The sequence below is a fragment of the Streptomyces sp. NPDC043908 genome (genome assembly GCF_056435525.1).
Map to the genome: position 1 here is coordinate 137,299 of NZ_JBWKEI010000006.1, position 19,262 is coordinate 156,560.

Consider the following 19,262-nt stretch of genomic DNA (forward strand, 5'->3'; position numbering starts at 1 on the left):
CGGGCTCGGGGCAAGGCGCCACCCGCTCATCGGAGCACCCCCGCGCACAATTCAACAGTTGTCAATAACCCTTCATGCAAAGGTTGTTGAGTAGTCATGCCGGACCAATTCTCTACCGGCCGGTAAGCCCTAGGCTCGAAGCATGCGTCGAGCAAAGATCGTCTGTACCCTGGGGCCCGCCACCGACACGTACGACCAGATCAAAGCACTGGTCGAGGCCGGAATGGACGTCGCCCGCTTCAACCTCAGCCACGGCACGTACGCGGACCACGAGGAGCGCTACCACCGCGTGCGCAAGGCCGCCGACGAGACGGGCCGCAGCGTGGGAGTGCTCGCCGACCTTCAAGGCCCGAAGATCCGCCTCGGACGTTTCCGCGAAGGTCCCGTACTGCTTGAACGCGGCGACGAGTTCACCATCACCGTGGAGAACATCGAGGGCGACCGCCACACCTGCGGCACCACCTACTCCGGCCTCGCCGACGACGTCACCACCGGCGAGCGCATCCTCGTCGACGACGGCAAGGTCGCCCTGGAAGTCGTCGGCGTCGAGGGCCCGCGCGTACGCACCCGCGTCGTCGAGGGCGGCATGGTCTCCGACCACAAGGGGCTCAACCTCCCCGGCGTCGCCGTCTCCGTCCCCGCGCTCTCCGAGAAGGACGTCGAGGACCTGCGCTGGGCCCTGCGCACCGGCGCCGACGTCATCGCGCTCTCCTTCGTCCGCAGCGGCCGCGACATCGAGGACGTCCACCGCGTCATGGACGAGGAGGGCCGCCGCGTCCCCGTGATCGCCAAGATCGAGAAGCCGCAGGCCGTCGACAACATCGACGACATCGTGGCCGCCTTCGACGGAATCATGGTCGCGCGCGGCGACCTGGGCGTCGAAATGCCCCTCGAACAGGTCCCGATCGTCCAGAAGCGGGCCATCAAGCTCGCCAAGCGGAACGCCAAGCCGGTCATCGTCGCCACCCAGATGCTCGACTCGATGATCGACAACTCCCGCCCCACCAGGGCCGAGGCCAGCGACGTCGCCAACGCCGTCATCGACGGCACGGACGCGGTGATGCTGTCCGGCGAGACGAGCGTCGGCAAGTACCCGGTGGAGACCGTCCGCACCATGAGCCGCATCGTCGAGGCGGCCGAGGAGGACGTCCTCGGCAAGGGACTGCCCCCGCTCACCGAACGCAGCAAGCCCCGCACCCAGGGCGGCGCGGTGGCCCGCGCGGCGGCCGAGATGGGCGACTTCCTGAACGCCAAGTACCTCGTCGCCTTCACCCAGTCCGGCGACACGGTCAAGCGCCTCTCCCGCTACCGCTCCCCGATCCCGCTGCTCGCCTTCACCCCCGACCCCGCCACCCGCTCCCAGCTCAACCTCACCTGGGGCGTGGAGGCCTTCCTCGGGCCGCACGTGGAGTCGACGGACGCGATGGTGGCGCAGGTCGACGAACAACTCCTGAAGATCGGCCGCTGCCGGCGCGGAGACATCGTGGTCATCACGGCGGGCTCCCCGCCCGGCGTCGCGGGCTCCACGAACCTGGTCCGCGTCCACCACATCGGCGAGGACGACAGCCCCACGGGCTGAACCGCACGGCGGCGGGAACGGAGGCCGGGCCGGAGGGGGACCACCCCAGGGCCCGGCTTCGAAGGGCGGGCGCCGACGGGGCCGGCCTCAACGGTGCGTGACCATGGATTCGCACGAAAAGTACCCCGGGTCGGATTCGAACCGACGCTGGATGGTGTTTGAGACCATTGCCTCTACCGCTGGGCTACCGGGGCATCCTTGGAACCAAAGGTAGGCGGCTACCCGCCGTGACCACACCTTACCGCAGCTGGGTACGCTCTTGGGAAGCAGTGCCTGCCCCGCAACAAGGAGCCCCCGTGACCGCCCCCGAGTCGCCCCAGCCCGTCGCCGACGACGACCAGTCGCACGTCCCGCCGCTGACGACCCGCGTCGTCATCGCCGAGGACGAGGCCCTCATCCGCCTCGATCTCAAAGAGATGCTCGAAGAAGAGGGCTACGCGGTCGTCGGAGAGGCCGGGGACGGGCAGAAGGCCGTCGAGCTCGCCCGGGAGCACCGCCCCGACCTGGTCATCCTCGATGTGAAGATGCCGGTCCTGGACGGCATCTCGGCGGCCGAGCAGATCGCCAAGGAGTCCATCGCCCCGGTCCTGATGCTCACCGCGTTCTCGCAGCGCGACCTGGTGGAGCGGGCGCGGGACGCCGGTGCGATGGCGTACCTCGTGAAGCCGTTCTCCAAGAGCGACGTCGTGCCCGCGATCGAGATGGCGGTCTCCCGCTTCACCGAGCTGAAGGCGCTGGAGCAGGAGGTCGCGGACCTCTCGCAGCGGCTGGAGACGCGCAAGCTGGTCGACCGCGCGAAGTCGATCCTCCAGACGCAGTACGGGCTGACCGAGCCCGCCGCGTTCCGCTGGATCCAGAAGACGTCGATGGACCGGCGCCTGTCGATGCAGCAGGTGGCGGAGGCGGTCATCGAGGACGCGGAGGAGAAGAAGGCGGCGAAGGGGTAGACGCGGCCCGGTCTTCGCCGGCGGGTGATCCGTGGCTGGTCGCGCGGTTCCCCGCGCCCCTCAACACGTACGGGCCGCGCCACTCTTCGTGGCGCGGCCCGTACGCGTAACCGTTGCTAGTCCTCGCCGAGGTACGTCTTGCGGACGTTCTCGTCGTGGAGGAGGTCCTGCCCGGAGCCGGAGAGCTTGATCTCGCCGACCTCCATCACATGGGCGTGGTCCGCCAGGGACAGCGCGGCCTGGGCGTTCTGCTCGACGAGCAGGATCGTGGTGCCCTGGGCCTTGAGCTCGACGATGGTCTCCATGATCTTCTGCATCATGATCGGGGAGAGGCCCATCGACGGCTCGTCCAGCATCAGCAGCTTGGGCTGGGACATCAGGGCCCGGCCCATCGCGAGCATCTGCTGCTCGCCGCCGGACAGCGTGCCGGCCGCCTGCTTGCGCCGCTCGCCCAGAATGGGGAACAGCTCGTACGCCCGCTGGATGTCCTTCTCGATGCCTTCCTTGTCGTTCCGCAGGAACGCTCCGAGCTGGAGGTTCTCGGCGATGGAAAGCCTCGGGAAGATGTGCCGGCCCTCGGGGGAGTGGGCCAGCCCCAGCGACACGATCTTGTGCGCGGGGATGTTGGCCAGCGGCTTCCCGTCGAAGGTGATCCGTCCGCCGGAGGGCTTGAGCAGGCCCGACAGGGTCCGCAGGGTCGTGGTCTTGCCGGCGCCGTTGGTGCCGATGAGCGTGACGACCTGGCCCGCCTCGACGCTGAAGGAGATCCCCTTGACGGCCTCGATCTTGCCGTAGGCGACACGGAGGTCTTCGACTTCCAGAAGAGCGGTCACTGGGAGTCTCCTTCGGTACGGGTCTTACGTGGAGCGTCGGCGCCGGCGCCGGCGTCCGTACCGGCGTCGGCCTCGGCCTCGGCCGGAGCGGCGCCGGACGCGGCCGCGGCGGTGCCTGACTCGGCCTCGGCCTCGGACTCGGCCGGAGCCGCAGGGGTCTCCGCGGGGGTCTCCGCAAGGGTCTTCGCGGGGGTCTCCGCAAGGGTCTTCGCGGGGGCCGGGGCCTCGGCGGAACCCGCCGCCGCGGCGGCCGCCGCCTCCACCTCCGCGACCTCCTCGTCCCCGGGCGCCCCCTCGAACGGGGTGCCGAGGTAGGCGGCGATGACGCGCTCGTCGCCCTGCACCACGTCGGACGTGCCCTCGACCAGCTTCTCGCCCTGGAGCAGCACCGTCACGCGGTCGCACAGGTTGAAGATGAAGCGCATGTCGTGCTCGATGACGAGGACGGCGATGCCCATGTCCCGGATGGCGAAGACCAGCTCCTCGGTGGCCCGGGTCTCCTGCGGGTTCATACCGGCGGTCGGCTCGTCCAGGAGCAGCAGCCCCGGCTCGCTCGCCAGCGCCCGGGCGATCTCCAGCTTGCGCTGCTCGCCGTAGGGCAGATTGCGGGCGAGGTGGTCCGCCTTGTGCGCCAGGCCGATGAACTCCAGGAGTTCCATGGCCCGCTCGCGGGACTTGGCCTCGGCCTTCTTGAAGCCGGGGCCGCGCAGCAGGGCGGACCAGAGGCCCTCCTTGGTGCGGGTGTGGCGGCCGACGAGCACGTTCTCCAGAACGGTCATGTTGGCGAAGAGCCGGATGTTCTGGAAGGTGCGCGCGATACCGGCCTGGGTGACCAGGTGCGGCTTGGGCGGCAGCACGGTGCCCTTGTACGAGACCTTGCCCTCGGTGGGGACGTAGAGCCCGGTGAGGCAGTTGAAGAAGGTGGTCTTGCCGGCGCCGTTGGGGCCGATGAGACCGACGATCTCGCCGCTGTTGACGGTGAGGTCGACGTTGCGTACGGCGGTCAGTCCGCCGAACCGCATGGTGACACCGGACGCCTGGAGCACCGGGCTGGGGGCGGTGGTGATGGTCTGTGCGGTCATCGTGGTTACGCCTCCGCCTTGGTGACGCCGACGGTGGTGTCCGGAAGGCCCTTTTCGGGGACGTCCAGCTGGCCGGTCTCGTGGAATTCGAGCTGGCGGCGCCGGTTGGCGACGATGCCCTCGGGGCGGAACCGCATCAGCAGGATGAGGGCGACACCGAAGCCGAAGAGCTCGTACTCCTTGAGGAAGCTGAGCTTCTCGGGGATGAGGTAGAGCATCGAGGCGCCGAGCAGCGGGCCGCTGACCGTGCCCATGCCGCCGAGGACGACGGCCGCGAGCAGGAAGGCCGAGTTGGGCGGGGCCGCGCCGGCGAACTGGAACGGGGTGGGCACCACGCTGTAGTTGACGTGGGCGAAGACCGTGCCCGCGAGACCCGCGAGGGAGGCGCCCAGGGCGAAGGCGATGAGCTTGACCCGGAAGCCGTTGATGCCCATGGCGGTGGCGGCGGTCTCGTCCTCGCGGATGGCGATCCAGGAGCGGCCGATACGGGAGTTCGCCGCGCGGTTGAAGACGAGCACGATGAGGGCCGTGATCAGCAGCATCAGGAACAGGTAGTTGCCGAAGCGGCCGATGGTGCGTCCGGCGATGTCGTGCGCGGCGCCCAGGTTGAACCCGAAGATCTCCAGGTCGGGGATCTGGGAGATGCCGTTGGGGCCGTTGGTGAGGTTGGGACCGGAGTGGCCGTCGAGGTTGTTGACGGTGATCCGGAAGATCTCTCCGAAGCCCAGGGTGACGATGGCCAGATAATCACCGCGCAGCCGCAGTGTCGGTGCGCCGATGATCACGCCGAAGACGAGTGACGCTCCCATACCGATCAGCGCGGCGGCCCAGAACGGGACCTGCACCCCGGAGAAGCGGGAGAACTCGGAGCCGGAGACCAGGGCGGCGGCGTAGGCGCCGACGCCGAGGAAGGCCACGTACCCGAGGTCGAGCAGACCGGTGAGGCCGACGACGATGTTGAGGCCGAGGGCGACGGTGCCGAAGATGAGGATGTTGGCGCCGAGGTTGGCGTTGTGGTCCTCGCTCTGGGTGAAGGGGAAGATCACGGCCGCGAGGAAGACCGCGGTGGTGGCGAATCCCTTGTGCCGGGCGTTGAGTTCGGTGAACCGGTCGAAGAGGCCGGCGGCGAACAGCGCCATGGAGGCGAACAGGACCAGGAGCAGCAGACCGATGAAGGTCTCGCTCTCCTCGTCGTCGATGCCGATGCCGTACGTGAAGACGACCAGGCCGAGCGCGGTGGCCAGCGAGATGATCAGCCGCTGGACCCAGCTGGGCACCGGGGCGGCGGCCGGGATGCGGTCGGGCTTGGCGATGTGGTCGCGCAGCGAGCGGCCCGGACGGGGCAGCGCGAGCGCGCCGACGACCGGCAGCAGGGAGGCGACGGCCGCGACGAACGCGCCCGGCTCCAGGTTGGCGAGGCCGCCGAGGTCGTACGCGATGGCGATCGCGGTGTACCAGACGACGGCGAACGCGGAGACCGCGGCGAGCAGCACCGGGTTGTTGGTGCGGCCGGGGTTGACCCAGCCCAGGCCCCGCACCCCGTAGCCCGCGAGGGCGTAGAGCAGGGTGAGCACGCCGGCGATCAGCGTGAGGGTCTGGAGGCCGGCCGGATAGCCGGTGACGGTGAGGTCACCGGGGAACTCGGAGGTCCAGGTCCAGGCGAGGAAGGTCGAGGCGATGGTGGCGACGGCGCCGACCGCGACGAGCAGCCGGGCGGCGGACGCGGGCAGCGGGAGGATGCCGCGCGGCTCGGCCGCGGGGGCGGCCTTGCTGGTGGTGGTGGTGCTGGTGGTCATGTGGATCACGCCCTGTCCGCGACGCGTTCGCCCACCAGGCCTTGTGGCCTGAAGAGCAGGACGAGGATGAGGAGGACGAACGCCCAGACGTTGGCCCAGCCGGAGCCGCCGAGCTGCTGCATCCCGGGGACGTCGGAGATGTAGGCGCTGGCCATGGTCTCGGCGAGGCCCAGGACCACGCCGCCGATCATGGCGCCGTAGATGTTGCCGATGCCGCCGAGGACGGCGGCGGTGAACGCCTTGAGGCCGGCCTGGAAGCCCATCTCGTACTTGATGGAGCCGTACTTCAGGCCCCAGGCGACACCCGCGACGGCGGCGAAGATGCCGCCGATGGCGAACGCGATCATGATGATGCGGTTGGTGTCGATGCCCATGAGCTGGGCGGTGTCCGGGTCCTGCGCGGTGGCCTGCATGGCGCGGCCGGTGCGCGAGGAGCGGACGAAGAGCGCGAGCGCCGCCATGCAGAGCGGGGCCGCGGTGATCAGGAAGATGTCACCGGAACCGAAGGTGATCGAGCCGACGTGGAACGGCCCGCCCGGGAGCTGCGGGAACGGTTCGTCGTTCTTGGCCTTCGGGTACCAGTTGAAGACCGCCTGCTGGAGCGCGAGCGAGAGGCCGATCGCGGTGATCAGTGGCGCCAGGCGTGGCGCGCCGCGCAGGGGCCGGTAGGCGAAGCGTTCCGCCCCCAGGGCGATGAGCACGGAGACGAGTGCGCCGCCGATGAGCATCAGGGGGAGGGCTATCCACATGGATATGCCGTCGGGCAGCACGTAGAGGTAGACCGTGAGTCCGCCGAAGGCGCCGGTCATGAAGATCTCGCCGTGGGCGAAGTTGATGAGCTGGACGATGCCGTACACCATCGTGTAGCCGATGGCGATCAGCCCGTACATCGAGCCGAGGAGCAGCCCGTTGGCCAGCTGTTGCGGCAGGGTGTGCACCGCATGGCCTCCATGTGGATGGGGAGTGAGTGCAAGGGGAGTAGACGTCGGGCCGCGCGGTAGACGGTTGTCGTGGCCGCGCGGCCCTGTTGTCGTGCGGGTGGTGCGGTGGTGCGGTGGTGCGGTGGTGCTGTGAAACGGTGATGCGGGTGGAACAGGTGCAGCGGGTGGAACAGGTGCAGCGGGTGGAACAGGTGCAGCGGGTGGAGCGGGTCGTACAGGAGCGGGCTGGGATCAGCCGGCGTTGTACGTGCCGCTCTTCACGGCCTTCCACTTGCCGTCCGTGACCTGGTAGACGGTCAGCTGCTTGTTGGTGGTGTCACCGAACTCGTCGAACGAGACCTTGCCGGCGATGCCCTCGAAGTTGGTCTTCTGGACCTCGGCGACGACCTGCTGGCGGGCGTCGGCCGGGACCTTGCCGTCCTTCACCACGTTGCCGATGGCCTTGATGATCGCGGTGGCCGCGTCGTACGAGTAGCCCCCGTAGGTGCCGTAGTCGCCCGGGTACTTCTTGTCCTTGTACTTCTGGATGAAGTCCTTGGCGGCCTGGAGGGTGTCGACCGGGACACCGACCGAGGTGGCGAGGTCGCCCTCGCCCGCCTTGCCGGCGGTGGTGATGAAGGTGTCGCTGTAGATGCCGTCACCGCCGAAGAGCGGGATCTTCGCGCCGGAGTCCTTGAGCTGCTTGGTGACGATCTGCGCCTCGTCGTACTGGCCGCCGTAGTAGACCAGGTCCGCGCCCGAATTCTTGATCTTGGTGACGAGGGTGGCGAAGTCCTTGTCGCCCACGTTGACGTGGTCCTCGCCCGCGACCTTGCCGCCGGCCTTGGTGAAGCCCTGCTTGAAGAGGGCGGCCAGACCGGCACCGTAGGTCTGCTTGTCGTCGACGACGAAGACGTTCTTCTTCTTCATCGTGTTGACCGCGTAGTCCGCCGCGAAGCCGCCCTGGATGGCGTCGGTGGTGGCGGTACGGAAGTAGGTCTTGAACGGGCGGGTCTTGTTCCCGGCCGCCCAGTCCTTGCCCTGGGTCAGGGTGGGGTTGGTGTTCGAGGGGGAGATCTCGACGAGGTTGGCGTTGGCGAAGACCTGCTGCATCGTCTGGGCGACGCCCGAGTTCAGCGGGCCGACCACACCGAGGACGTCCTTGTTGGCGACGAGGGCCGTGGCGTTCTGCTGGCCGGTCGGCGGCAGCGCCTTGTCGTCCAGCGCCTTGACCGCGAATTTCACGCCCGGGACCAGGTTCTTGGCGTTGGCGTCGTCGACGGCTATCTGCACGCCGTACTGGATGCCGAGGCCGGTGGCCGAGTTCTGGCCGGTGAGCGGGGCGTCGACACCGATGACCACGGTCGTCGTCTTGCCGCCGCCCTCGTCGTCCTTCTTGTCGCGCGAACCGCACGCGGTGAGGGTGAGAGCCCCCGTGGTGAGCACGGTGGTGAGTATGAGCAAGGAACGGTGTCGCACGATATGTCCTCTCCCTGGCGCGACGCCTCCGCTGAGGCGTCGTGTGACTCGCCGGGCCGTACTGGGGGTGGTACAGGGGCCGTGCAGCAGACGCGCCCGGCGGCGCGGTGACTGGCCGTGACTCTAGGCGCAGGTGGCGGAGTCGGGGACCAGGGAAGGTCAGGATGTGACTTTCTTGTTATGACGAGCGGACACGCCGAGGGGAGCTCTGTGGACAGATGGGGGCATTGGTGCGCCCGAAGAACGCCCACATACTGAGAATTCCCAGTTCCGCTAAGGGGCTTGAGCGGATCTTGCTACTGACAGGGGGGTTTGTCGGGGGTACCCGCCCCACCTGCGGCGTTGTCCCTGTCGCGGATTTTCGTAATGATCTTGTGAATACGGTCCGGGAGCGCGGATCCCGTTCATCCCTTTCGCCCGAGTTACGGAGCGTTACGATCGGGAGTGGCCGGAAGAGCGGTGTGGCCCCGTCCCCGCGACACGGGCTGGATGCGGACCGGGTGCGGACCGGGTGCGGACCGGGCGCGGCGCTAGTGGCGACCACCCCCCATCGCTCCGTGACGCACGGTGCACTCCTCCCGCGCCCGGCGGTCCACCAGCCGCAACGCCGCCGCGGTGCCGTGCGCGCGCTGCTCGTCCCGGGCCGCGGCGACGATCCGCTCATGGATCGCGTGCTGGTCGATCGAGAACCCCTTCTGCTCCCAGTCCAGCCCCGACCAGCGGTTGTTCTGGATCACGGCCCGGGCCCAGTAGCCGACCAGCTGCCGGCAGTCCTCTTCGGGGGTGCTGGTGGTGGGGGCGGGGACGGCTGTGACGACAGTGGCGCGCGATCCCCCAGAGGAACACCCGGCGACCCCGCCACCGAGGAGAAGCGCCCCGGCGGCGAACACACCGACCCCGAACCGGAGCGGTATGCACCGCCGCGCGACGCGGTGTCCGATTCCCGATGGGCTCACCATGACGGGAACGGTAGGGGGGTCACGATCGGTGACACAACTGGGGTGCGGGGGGAGGGGGTTGGGTTTTTTGAGTGGGACGCGCCGATGCCGCCGACTGGGGTTCGTCTGCGGGTGGGTGTGGGGGTGTGGGGGGGGGCTTGCTGTCCGTCTGCGGGCCGGTGGTGGGTCACCCGCGCAGTTCCCCGCGCCCCTGGGCGGCCGGGGGGGTGTCCGTCTGCGGGCCGGTGGTGGGTCACCCCCGCAGTTCCCCGCGCCCCTGCTGGGCCGGGCTTTTGTCTGGGGGGAGGTGGGGGCCGGGGGGCTTGCTGTCCGTCTGCGGGCCGGTGGTGGGTCACCCCCGCAGTTCCCCGCGCCCCTGGGGGGGGCTGCGAGTGGGGTGGGGGCTGTTGGGCCCGCGGCCTTTGGGTGCTTCGGTGCGCCGCAGGTTCACTTCCTCGGGCGGGAGGTGTCCGAGGGCCGGAGGCCGAGGACTTCAGGGGCGCGGGGAACTGCGCGACCAGCCCCCACGGGCCCGCGGATCAACACGGAGCGGGGTGCAGGGGGCGCAGCCCCCGCAACGGGGCCCCGGGGGCGCAGCCCCCGGGAAACCCGCCTCCCCCCCCGCCCACCCCCGGAGGGTTGGGGGAAGGGGCGGGGCGGGGGCAAAACCCTCACCCCCGAGGCGCCTCCGCATCCCGCAGCAGACAAGTAAGCCGAGCCGAACACACCCGCTTACCGTCCTCATCCGTGATCACGACCTCGTACGTCGCCGTGGACCGCCCCCGATGCACCGGCGTAGCCACCCCCGTGACCAGCCCACTGCGCACCCCCCGGTGATGCGTGCAGTTCAGATCGACGCCCACCGCGATCTTGGTGATCCCCCCGTGCAGCATCGCCCCCACGGACCCGAGCGTCTCGGCCAGCACGGCCGAGGCCCCGCCGTGCAGCAGCCCGTACGGCTGGGTGTTGCCCTCGACCGGCATCGTGCCGACGACCCGCTCGGCGGAGGCCTCCAGGACCTGCACGCCCATCCGGGTGCCGAGGTGCCCCGCGGAGAACAGCGCGGGCAGGTCGATGCCCAGCGCCGCGTACTCGTCGACGACCCCCTGCGGGAACTTCACCTTGCTCTGCTCACCCATGGCGCGGGACTCCGATCGTGGTGGTCCGGTTCCGTCTCCGTGGCCGGCGGCCACGCCGACCTGTCTGAGCGAACGCTTAGACGGTCGCCGATTGTTCCAGACGCACGATCACGGACTTGCTGGCAGGGGTGTTGCTGGTGTCCGCCGTGGAGTCCAGCGGCACCAGGACGTTGGTCTCCGGGTAGTACGCCGCCGCGCACCCCCGCGTCGTCGGGTAGTACACGACCCGGAACCCCGGCGCCCGCCGCTCCACCCCGTCCGTCCACTCGCTCACCAGGTCCGCGTACGCCCCGTCCGCGAAGCCCAGCTCCCGCCCGTCCTCCGGGTTCACCAGGACCACCCGGCGCCCGCCCTTGATGCCCCGGTAGCGGTCGTCCAGGCCGTAGATCGTGGTGTTGTACTGGTCGTGCGAGCGCAGGGTCTGGAGCAGCAGCCGGCCCTCGGGCACCTTCGGATACTCCACCGGCGCCGCCGTGAAGTTGGCCTTGCCGGTGGCGGTGGGGAAGCGGCGCTCGTCGCGCGGCCCGTGCGGCAGCCGGAAGCCGCCGGGCTTCGCCACGCGCGCGTTGAAGTCCTCGAAGCCGGGGACCACGCGCGCGATACGGTCGCGGATCCGCGCGTAGTCCTTCTCGAACTCCTCCCACTCCACCGTCGATCCCGCACCGAGCGTGGCGCGCGCGAGGCGGGCGACGATGGCGGGCTCGGAGAGCAGGTGCGGGCTCGCGGGCCGCAGGTTGCCGCGCGAGGAGTGCACCAGCCCCATCGAGTCCTCGACGGTGACGAACTGCTTGCCGCTCTTCTGTACGTCCTTGTCGGTGCGCCCGAGCGTCGGCAGGATCAGCGCGCGCCGGCCGGTGACCGCGTGGGAGCGGTTGAGCTTGGTCGACACATGGACGGTGAGCGAGGCGCGGCGCATCGCGGCCTCGGTGACCTCCGTGTCGGGCGTGGCGCCCACGAAGTTGCCGCCCATCGCGAAGAACACCTTGGCCCTGCCGTCGCGCAGCGCCTCGATGGCGCGGACCACGTCGTAGCCGTGGTGGCGCGGCGGCGCGAAGCCGAACTCCTTCTCCAGGGCGTCGAGGAACGCGGGCGCGGGCCGCTCGAAGATGCCCATGGTGCGGTCGCCCTGGACGTTCGAGTGGCCGCGCACCGGGCACACACCGGCGCCGGTGCGGCCGATGTTGCCGCGCAGCAGAAGGAAGTTGACCACTTCCCGGATGGTCGCGACCGCGTGCTTGTGCTGGGTGAGGCCCATCGCCCAGCAGACGATGGTGCGCCGGGAGGCGAGCGCCATGGACAGCGCCTGCTCGATCTCCGCGCGCGTGAGGCCCGTCGCGGCCAGCGTCTCGTCCCAGTCGGCGGCCCGCGCCGCCTCGGCGAACTCCGCGTACCCATGGGTGTGCTCGCGGACGAACAGCTCGTCCACGGCCCCCTCGGTCTCCACGATCATCTTGTTGAGCAGGCGGAACAGCGCCTGGTCGCCGCCGATGCGGATCTGGAGGAAGAGGTCGTTGAGCTTCTGGCCGCCGAGCGCCAGGCCCTTGGCGGTCTGCGGGTTCTTGAAGCGCTCCATGCCCGCCTCGGGCAGCGGGTTGACCGAGATGATCTTCGCGCCCGCCCGCTTGGCCTCTTCCAGGGCGGAGAGCATCCGGGGGTGGTTCGTGCCCGGGTTCTGCCCGGCGACGATGATCAGGTCGGCCTGGTGCAGGTCCTCCAGGGAGACGCTGCCCTTGCCGATGCCGATGGTCTCGGTGAGCGCCGAGCCGGACGACTCGTGGCACATGTTGGAGCAGTCCGGCAGGTTGTTCGTGCCGAACTCGCGCGCGAAGAGCTGGAGCAGGAACGCGGCCTCGTTGCTGGTGCGCCCCGAGGTGTAGAAGAGCGCCTCGTCCGGCGAGTCCAGCGCCTTCAGCTCGTCCGCGATGATCTCGAACGCCCGCTCCCAGGTCACCGCCTCGTACCGGTCGGCGCCCTCCGGCAGGTACATCGGGTGGGTGATCCGGCCCTGCTGTCCCAGCCAGTACCCGCTGCGGCCCGCGAGGTCGGAGAGGGGGTGCGCGGCGAAGAAGTCCGGGGTGACGCGGCGCAGCGTCGCCTCCTCGGCGACCGCCTTCGCCCCGTTCTCGCAGAACTCCGCCACGTGCCGCTTGTCGCCCTCCGGCCAGGCGCAGCCCGGACAGTCGAAGCCGTCCTTCTGGTTGACCTTCAGCAGCGTCCGCGTCGCCCGGGCCACGCCCATCTGCTGCTGGGCCACCAGTGCCGTGTACCCGATCGCGGGCAGCCCGGCGGCGGCGTGCTTGGGCGGCTCGACCTGCGGCGCGTCCTGAACCGGGTCCCCTGCGGGCGGCTTGGTGGCCATGGCGCTCCCCTTCGAGCGACGTGTGCGATACGTACGGTTCCGATCCTGTCACGGACCACTGACAACGGCCCCGGCGCGGTCCCCGCCGCACACTGGCGGGGATTGTCAGTGGGGCGTGGCAGGATCGGGGACGTGGCTGAGACGGCATCGAAGAAGACCCCTGACAACCGACCGCGCCTGCTCCTCATGGACGGGCACTCCCTGGCGTACCGGGCGTTCTTCGCGCTGCCCGCGGAGAACTTCACGACCGGCGCGGGTCAGCCGACCAACGCCGTGTACGGCTTCATGTCGATGCTGGCGAACACGCTGCGTGACGAGTCGCCCACGCACTTCGCGGTGGCGTTCGACGTGTCGCGCAAGACGTGGCGCTCCGAGGAGTTCCCCGAGTACAAGGCGAACCGCTCCAAGACCCCCGACGAGTTCCGCGGCCAGGTCGAGCTGATCGGCGAGCTCCTGGACGCGATGAACGCCCCGCGCTTCGCGACCGAGGGCTTCGAGGCCGACGACGTCATCGCGACGCTCGCCACCCAGGCCGAGGCCGAGGGCTTCGAGGTCCTCATCGTCACCGGCGACCGCGACGCCTTCCAGCTGGTCTCCGAGCACGTGACCGTGCTCTACCCCACCAAGGGCGTCTCCGAGCTGACCCGCTTCACCCCGGAGAAGGTCGAGGAGAAGTACGGCCTGACCCCGCGGCAGTACCCGGACTTCGCGGCGCTGCGCGGCGACCCGTCCGACAACCTGCCGGGCATCCCGGGCGTGGGCGAGAAGACCGCCGCGAAGTGGATCAACCAGTTCGGCTCCTTCGAGCAGCTGGTCGCGCGCGCGGACGAGGTCAAGGGCAAGGCCGGGCAGAACTTCAGGGACCACCTGGAGTCCGTCAGCCTCAACCGCCGCCTCACCGAGATGGTGCGCGACGTGGAGCTGCCCAAGGCCCCCGCCGACCTGGAGCGCCTGCCGTACGACCGGACGGCGCTGATCGGCGTCCTGGACGTGCTGGAGATCCGCAACGCCTCGCTGCGCGAGCGGCTGCTCGCGGTCGACCCGGGCGAGGGCGAGCAGGAGGCCCCGGCCCCCGCCGCCGGTGTGGAGCTGGACGGCGCGGTGCTGGGCGCGGGCGAGCTCGCCCCCTGGCTCGCCGAGCACGGCTCGGGGCCGCTGGGCCTGGCCACCGTGGACGCCTGGGCGCTCGGCACGGGCAGTGTGAGCGAGATCGCGCTGGCCGCCGCCGACGGTCCGGCCGCCTGGTTCGACCCCTCCGAGCTCGACGAGGCGGACGAGCGCGCCTTCGCCGCCTGGATCGCGGACGCCGCCCGGCCGAAGGTCCTGCACAACGCCAAGGCCGCGATGCGGGTCTTCCCCGAGCACGGCTGGAGCGTCGCGGGCGTCACCATGGACACGGCGCTCGCCGCGTACCTGGTCAAGCCCGGCCGCCGCTCCTTCGCCCTGGACGCGCTCTCCGTGGAGTACCTGGGGCGCGAGCTCGCCCCGGCAGCCGTCGACGGCCAGCTCGCCTTCGGCACCGACGACCAGGCCGAGGCCGAGGCCCTGATGACCCAGGCGCGCGCGGTCCTGGACCTGGGCGAGGCCTTCACCGAGCGGCTCAAGGAGGTCGGCGCCGCCGAACTGCTCCACGACGTCGAGCTGCCCACCTCCGCCCTCCTCGCCAAGATGGAGCGGTACGGCATCGCGGCCGACCGCGCCCATCTGGAGGCGATGGAGCAGCAGTTCGCGGGCGCGGTGCAGCAGGCCGTGAAGGAGGCCCACGCCTCGGTGGGCCACGAGTTCAACCTGGGCTCGCCCAAGCAGCTCCAGGAAGTCCTCTTCGGCGAGCTCGCCCTGCCCAAGACCAAGAAGACCAAGACGGGCTACACGACGGACGCCGACGCGCTGGCGTGGCTGGCCGCCCAGACCGAGCACGAGCTGCCGGTCATCATGCTGCGCCACCGCGAGCAGGCGAAGCTCCGCGTCACCGTCGAGGGTCTGATCAAGACCGTCGCGGCGGACGGCCGCATCCACACCACCTTCAACCAGACGGTCGCCGCGACCGGCCGCCTCTCCTCCACCGACCCCAACCTCCAGAACATCCCGGTGCGTACGGACGAGGGCCGCGCCATCCGCCGCGGCTTCGTGGTCGGCGAGGGTTTCGAGTCGCTGCTCACCGCCGACTACAGCCAGATTGAGCTGCGGGTGATGGCCCACCTCTCGGAGGACGCGGGCCTCATCGAGGCCTTCACCTCGGGCGAGGACCTGCACACCACGGTCGCCTCCCAGGTCTTCGGCGTCGACAAGACCCAGGTCGACCCGGAGATGCGCCGAAAGATCAAGGCCATGTCGTACGGCCTGGCCTACGGCCTCTCCGCGTTCGGCCTCTCCCAGCAGCTGAACATCGAGGCGGCCGAGGCGCGCGGCCTGATGGACACCTTCTTCGAGCGCTTCGGCGGCGTACGGGACTATCTCCAGCGCGTGGTGGAGGAGGCCAGGGCGACCGGTTACACGGAGACGATGCTGGGCCGCCGCCGCTATCTGCCGGACCTCAACAGCGACAACCGCCAGCGCCGCGAGATGGCCGAGCGGATGGCGCTCAACGCCCCGATCCAGGGCACGGCGGCGGACATCGTCAAGGTCGCCATGCTCAGGGTGGACCGGGCGCTGACCGAGGCGGGCCTCGACTCCCGGCTGCTGCTCCAGGTGCACGACGAAATCGTCCTGGAGGTCGCCCCCGGCGAGCGCGAGAAGGTCGAGGCGCTGGTCCGCCGGGAGATGGCCGCCGCGGTGTCGCTGCGTGCCCCGCTGGACGTGTCGGTGGGCGCGGGCGCGGACTGGGAGTCCGCCGCGCACTGAGCACGGGGCCGAGAGCGCCGGAGACAAGAGGACCTGCCCGCCGGGAGCCGCACCCGGCGGGCAGGCCGCCGCACGGCAGCCGCCGCGCGGACGCCCTGGCGCGATAGCCCACGGAGAGGTCGAGCGACAACCGATTCCTCGCCATATCCCGGCGGCTCAGGGGTGACGAAGCGGTGAAAAGGTGAATAAGGGTCAAGGGGCGGTGTCGCGGCACCCGGTGGGTCCGTTAGGGTCTCCAGGAGCCTGCGCTGGGGAGCGCGAACTGCTGACCACGGGGAGGGGCTGGACACATGGCACCGCAGATCGGTCGACGGCTGCGCAAGGGGGCGACCACGACCGCTGTGGCCGCGGCGGCGGTGGCGGCGCTCTCCGCCTCCCAGGGCCCCGGAGTCCTGGCCGACGGCCCGGCGGGTGAACACGCGGCGTCCGGCACCCCGACGCCTCCCCCCGGAGCCCCGGCCAGCGGCAACTCGCCGTACTACACGGACCTCCCGCCCCTCGTCTCCCCGAACCCGCCGGCCACCCCGAGTACCGGTTCGCCCGTCCTCGGCGCCGACCAGCAGGGCATACCCGCGACCATCCTCGACGCCTACAAGAAGGCCGAGGCCGAGCTCGCCCGCGACCGGGCCTCCTGCCACCTCCCCTGGGAGATACTCGCGGCCATCGGCAAGGTCGAGTCCGGCCAGGCCAACGGCGGTCAGGTCGACGCCAACGGCACCACCCTCAGCCCGATCCTGGGCCCGGTCCTCAACGGCGCCGGCTTCGCGAACATCACCGACACCGACAGCGGCGTCTACGACGGTGACGCGGTCCACGACCGCGCCGTCGGCCCCATGCAGTTCATCCCCTCCACCTGGGCGAGCTCCGGCCGCGACGGCAACGGCGACGGCCGCAAGGACCCCAACAACATCTATGACGCCTCGCTGGCCACCGCCTATTACCTGTGCGGCAACCGCGACCTCGCCGTCCAGTCCAAGCTGGACGAGGCAATTCTCAGCTACAACCACTCGCGGACGTACCTGACGACGGTCCAGTCGTGGTTCGACTACTACAAGCGCGGCACGCACGAGATCCCGAACGGTACGGGCGTGCTGCCCGGCAGCCGCAGCGACACCCCGGCCCGCCGCCCCGCCCGCACGGTCCCGACCCCGGCTCCGCACCCGGCGAGCCCCACCCCGACGCCGAAGCCGAGCCCGTCCAGGCCGAGCCCCAAGCCGACGCACCCGGAGCCCGCCAAGCCGACCCCGAGCGAGCCCAGCTCGCCCAGGCCGCTGCCGTCGAAGAAGGCCAGCACGTTCGAGGACGCGGGCACCGCGTCCCTGACCGCCACCGCGGGCACCTCGTTCGAGGCCCGGCCCACGGCACGGGTCAAGGACCAGTTCGGCCGGCCGATGGGCAAGGCCACCGTCCGCTTCCAGATCACCGGCACCACCGACGCCCGCTTCCCGGACGGCGCCACCCAGGTCACGGTCACCACCGGAGCCGACGGCCGCGCCACCGCCCCCGCCCTGCTGGCGGGCGAGCAGAGCGGCACCTTCACCGTCCGGGCCACCGTCGCCGGTACCGGCCTGCCCGAGATCACGTGGACGGCCACCGTCAACGCCCGCCAGGCGGACGCCCTCGCGCGCACCGACACCAAGGAGCTGACGGCCGCCCCCGGCGCGGAGTTCGCCAACTACGTGGAGGTCAAGGCCACGTACAAGGGAGCCGTCGTCCCCGGTATCGCCGTCTCCGCCGCGATGATCGTCACGCCCGAGGCGCCCGCCGCCGGCACCCCGGTCGCCGACGCCAAGGTCAACGACAAGGGCCCCTACTTCAAGGACGAGAAGGGCAACCCCCTCCGGTCCCTCAAGGACCTGAAGACCGACGCCAAGGGTGTGCTGCGGCTCCCGAAGATCTACGCGGACGGCCAGACCGGGACCTTCGTGCTCCGCCTCACCACCCCCGGCGGCGGCACCCTCGACGTCCAGCTCAAGGTCGCCTGACCGCCTCGCCTCCCGCGGCCTCCCGCCGCCGTCGTCCACGGACCGCCCCCGCTGCCGCCAGTGCAGCGGGGGCGGTCCCACGTGTTCTCATCTCACCCCCGCGTTGCTACCGTGCCCCAATCCTGACGCTCCATCAGCTCCGGGAGGCCGAGCATGCGCGCCCTCGTCGCCGCGGCCATCGGGCTCGCCGCCGCCCTCGCCATCGTCCTGACCGTCACCGCGATCGGCGGCCCCGAGGGCACCACCTCGCCCAAGCCCCTTCTCACCACCGTCCCCACCGCCCCCGGGGCCGTCCCGCCCGGGAAGCAGTAGAAGAAGTAGAAGCAGTAGAAGACGTAGAGGAGAGCCGGCCGCATGCGACGCAAAGCCAGCCTGATCCTGCTCGCCCTCGCCGTCTTCTTCGCGGCCCTCTCACCGCTGCTGCGCTGGTATGCCTTCCCCCGGCTCGCCAAGGTCCCGCCCAGCCAGTACCAGGAGACGGTCCTGGAGGCCAGGAACGCCACCCTCATCGACTACCAGCGGTTCAGGTCCGTGACGGTCCCCAAGGTGACGATCGTGCAGACCCTCAAGGGCGACGTCGAGGAGTCCCGGAAGATCGAGAAGACCGCGGGCAGGGACGTCGTCGTATGGGACTCGCTGACGTATGTCCTCGACGACAAGGGCCAGTTCGTCTCCAAGATCCCCGAGCGCTATGTCTTCGACGCCCACAGCCAGGCCCCCGTCCACGCCACCGGCGAGATGGTCGACGGCGACCCGGTCAGGCGCGAGGGACTGGAGTTCAAGTGGCCCTTCCTCACCGAGAAACGGGATTACGAGTACTTCGACGCCCAGACCCGCACCACCGCCCCCATCCACTACAGGGGCACGACGACCTTCCACGGCCTGAAGGTCTATTACTTCGAGCAGACCGTCCCCTGGACCCAGGTCCCCTTCCCCAAGGCGATGCCCCTCGGCGTCACCCCCGAGGTCGCCAAGCAGACCGGTCTGACCCGGTGGTACTCCACCAAGCGGATGTTCTGGATCGACCCCGTGACCGGTGGACCGGTCAACGGCGAGGAGATCCACCAGGAGGAGCTCCGCAACGCCACGGCTCTGTTCGGCCAAGACAAGATCACCGCCTTCTCCGGTCATGTGAAGATGCGCGAGGACTACGTCGACCACACGGTCGCGCTGATCAAGAAGAACCGCACCCTGGTCCTGCTGCTCACCTCCTACCTCCCCTGGGGCTTCGCCGGACTCGGCGGCGCCCTGCTCGCCCTCTCCCTGTGGCTGGAGGCCCGCGGCCGCCGCCTCGCCACCTCGGCCCCGACCCCCCGCACCGAACCCGAGCCGGTCGGCGCGTGAACCCGGCCCCCGTCGGCCGC

General features: G+C 70.3%; 14 protein-coding genes and 1 tRNA gene. 6 read left to right on the top strand and 9 right to left on the bottom strand.

Annotation, left to right across the window (positions count from 1 at the left end; all coding sequences use genetic code 11):
* Positions 1-142: 142 nt before the first annotated feature.
* A complete protein-coding gene (gene pyk / locus AC069K_RS15440; RefSeq protein ID WP_365107278.1) occupies positions 143-1,579 on the top strand; it encodes a pyruvate kinase in 1,437 nt (478 codons plus the stop codon).
* A 121-nt stretch (positions 1,580-1,700) separates the two neighbouring features.
* On the opposite strand, the gene AC069K_RS15445 is transcribed toward pyk, so the two are convergent.
* Positions 1,701-1,773, bottom strand: a tRNA-Leu gene (locus AC069K_RS15445).
* Positions 1,774-1,875: 102 nt separating this feature from the next.
* On the opposite strand from AC069K_RS15445, the gene AC069K_RS15450 reads away from it, so the two are divergent.
* Positions 1,876-2,526: an ANTAR domain-containing response regulator gene (locus AC069K_RS15450; RefSeq protein WP_358835146.1), complete on the top strand. Its 651-nt coding sequence runs from the start codon at positions 1,876-1,878 to the stop codon at positions 2,524-2,526.
* Positions 2,527-2,642: 116 nt separating this feature from the next.
* Here the strand turns inward: AC069K_RS15450 and AC069K_RS15455 are convergent, their stop codons facing one another.
* The 8 genes from AC069K_RS15455 to AC069K_RS15490 form a co-directional block, all read right to left on the bottom strand.
* A complete protein-coding gene (locus tag AC069K_RS15455; protein WP_358835145.1) occupies positions 2,643-3,359 on the bottom strand; it encodes an ABC transporter ATP-binding protein in 717 nt (238 codons plus the stop codon).
* Positions 3,356-4,441, bottom strand: coding sequence for an ABC transporter ATP-binding protein (locus AC069K_RS15460; RefSeq protein WP_478616153.1), 1,086 nt, complete (start codon positions 4,439-4,441; stop codon positions 3,356-3,358). Before AC069K_RS15460 ends, AC069K_RS15455 begins: the two co-directional genes overlap by 4 nt.
* A 5-nt stretch (positions 4,442-4,446) precedes the next feature.
* Entirely contained in the window at positions 4,447-6,237 is a 1,791-nt protein-coding gene (locus AC069K_RS15465; protein ID WP_365107284.1) for a branched-chain amino acid ABC transporter permease, read from the bottom strand.
* Between the two features lie 5 nt (positions 6,238-6,242).
* Positions 6,243-7,175, bottom strand: a complete 933-nt coding sequence (locus AC069K_RS15470) for a branched-chain amino acid ABC transporter permease (RefSeq protein ID WP_358835142.1) — start codon at positions 7,173-7,175, stop codon at positions 6,243-6,245.
* Between the two features lie 234 nt (positions 7,176-7,409).
* Positions 7,410-8,636 carry a branched-chain amino acid ABC transporter substrate-binding protein gene (locus AC069K_RS15475; protein ID WP_358835141.1) on the bottom strand — a complete coding sequence of 409 codons (1,227 nt, stop codon included), beginning with the start codon at positions 8,634-8,636 and terminating at the stop codon, positions 7,410-7,412.
* Positions 8,637-9,166: 530 nt separating this feature from the next.
* Positions 9,167-9,595 carry a hypothetical protein gene (locus AC069K_RS15480; protein ID WP_478616159.1) on the bottom strand — a complete coding sequence of 143 codons (429 nt, stop codon included), beginning with the start codon at positions 9,593-9,595 and terminating at the stop codon, positions 9,167-9,169.
* A gap of 650 nt (positions 9,596-10,245) precedes the next feature.
* On the bottom strand, positions 10,246-10,713 hold the full coding sequence (locus AC069K_RS15485; protein ID WP_365113579.1) for a PaaI family thioesterase: 468 nt from the start codon (positions 10,711-10,713) through the stop codon (positions 10,246-10,248).
* Positions 10,714-10,789: 76 nt separating this feature from the next.
* Complete coding sequence (locus AC069K_RS15490) at positions 10,790-13,072, bottom strand: FdhF/YdeP family oxidoreductase (RefSeq protein WP_478616163.1); 2,283 nt, start codon at positions 13,070-13,072, stop codon at positions 10,790-10,792.
* 132 nt (positions 13,073-13,204) lie between these two features.
* On the opposite strand from AC069K_RS15490, the gene polA reads away from it, so the two are divergent.
* The 4 genes from polA (at position 13,205) to pgfA (ending at position 19,242) form a co-directional block, all read left to right on the top strand.
* Positions 13,205-15,913, top strand: coding sequence for a DNA polymerase I (polA, locus tag AC069K_RS15495; RefSeq protein WP_478616166.1), 2,709 nt, complete (start codon positions 13,205-13,207; stop codon positions 15,911-15,913).
* Between the two features lie 290 nt (positions 15,914-16,203).
* Positions 16,204-17,898 carry a lytic transglycosylase domain-containing protein gene (locus tag AC069K_RS15500; protein WP_478616169.1) on the top strand — a complete coding sequence of 565 codons (1,695 nt, stop codon included), beginning with the start codon at positions 16,204-16,206 and terminating at the stop codon, positions 17,896-17,898.
* A gap of 153 nt (positions 17,899-18,051) precedes the next feature.
* Positions 18,052-18,210 carry an SPW_0924 family protein gene (locus AC069K_RS15505; RefSeq protein ID WP_358834886.1) on the top strand — a complete coding sequence of 53 codons (159 nt, stop codon included), beginning with the start codon at positions 18,052-18,054 and terminating at the stop codon, positions 18,208-18,210.
* Between the two features lie 42 nt (positions 18,211-18,252).
* Positions 18,253-19,242 carry a cell envelope lipid trafficking protein PgfA gene (gene pgfA / locus AC069K_RS15510; protein ID WP_478616173.1) on the top strand — a complete coding sequence of 330 codons (990 nt, stop codon included), beginning with the start codon at positions 18,253-18,255 and terminating at the stop codon, positions 19,240-19,242.
* Positions 19,243-19,262: the final 20 nt, after the last annotated feature.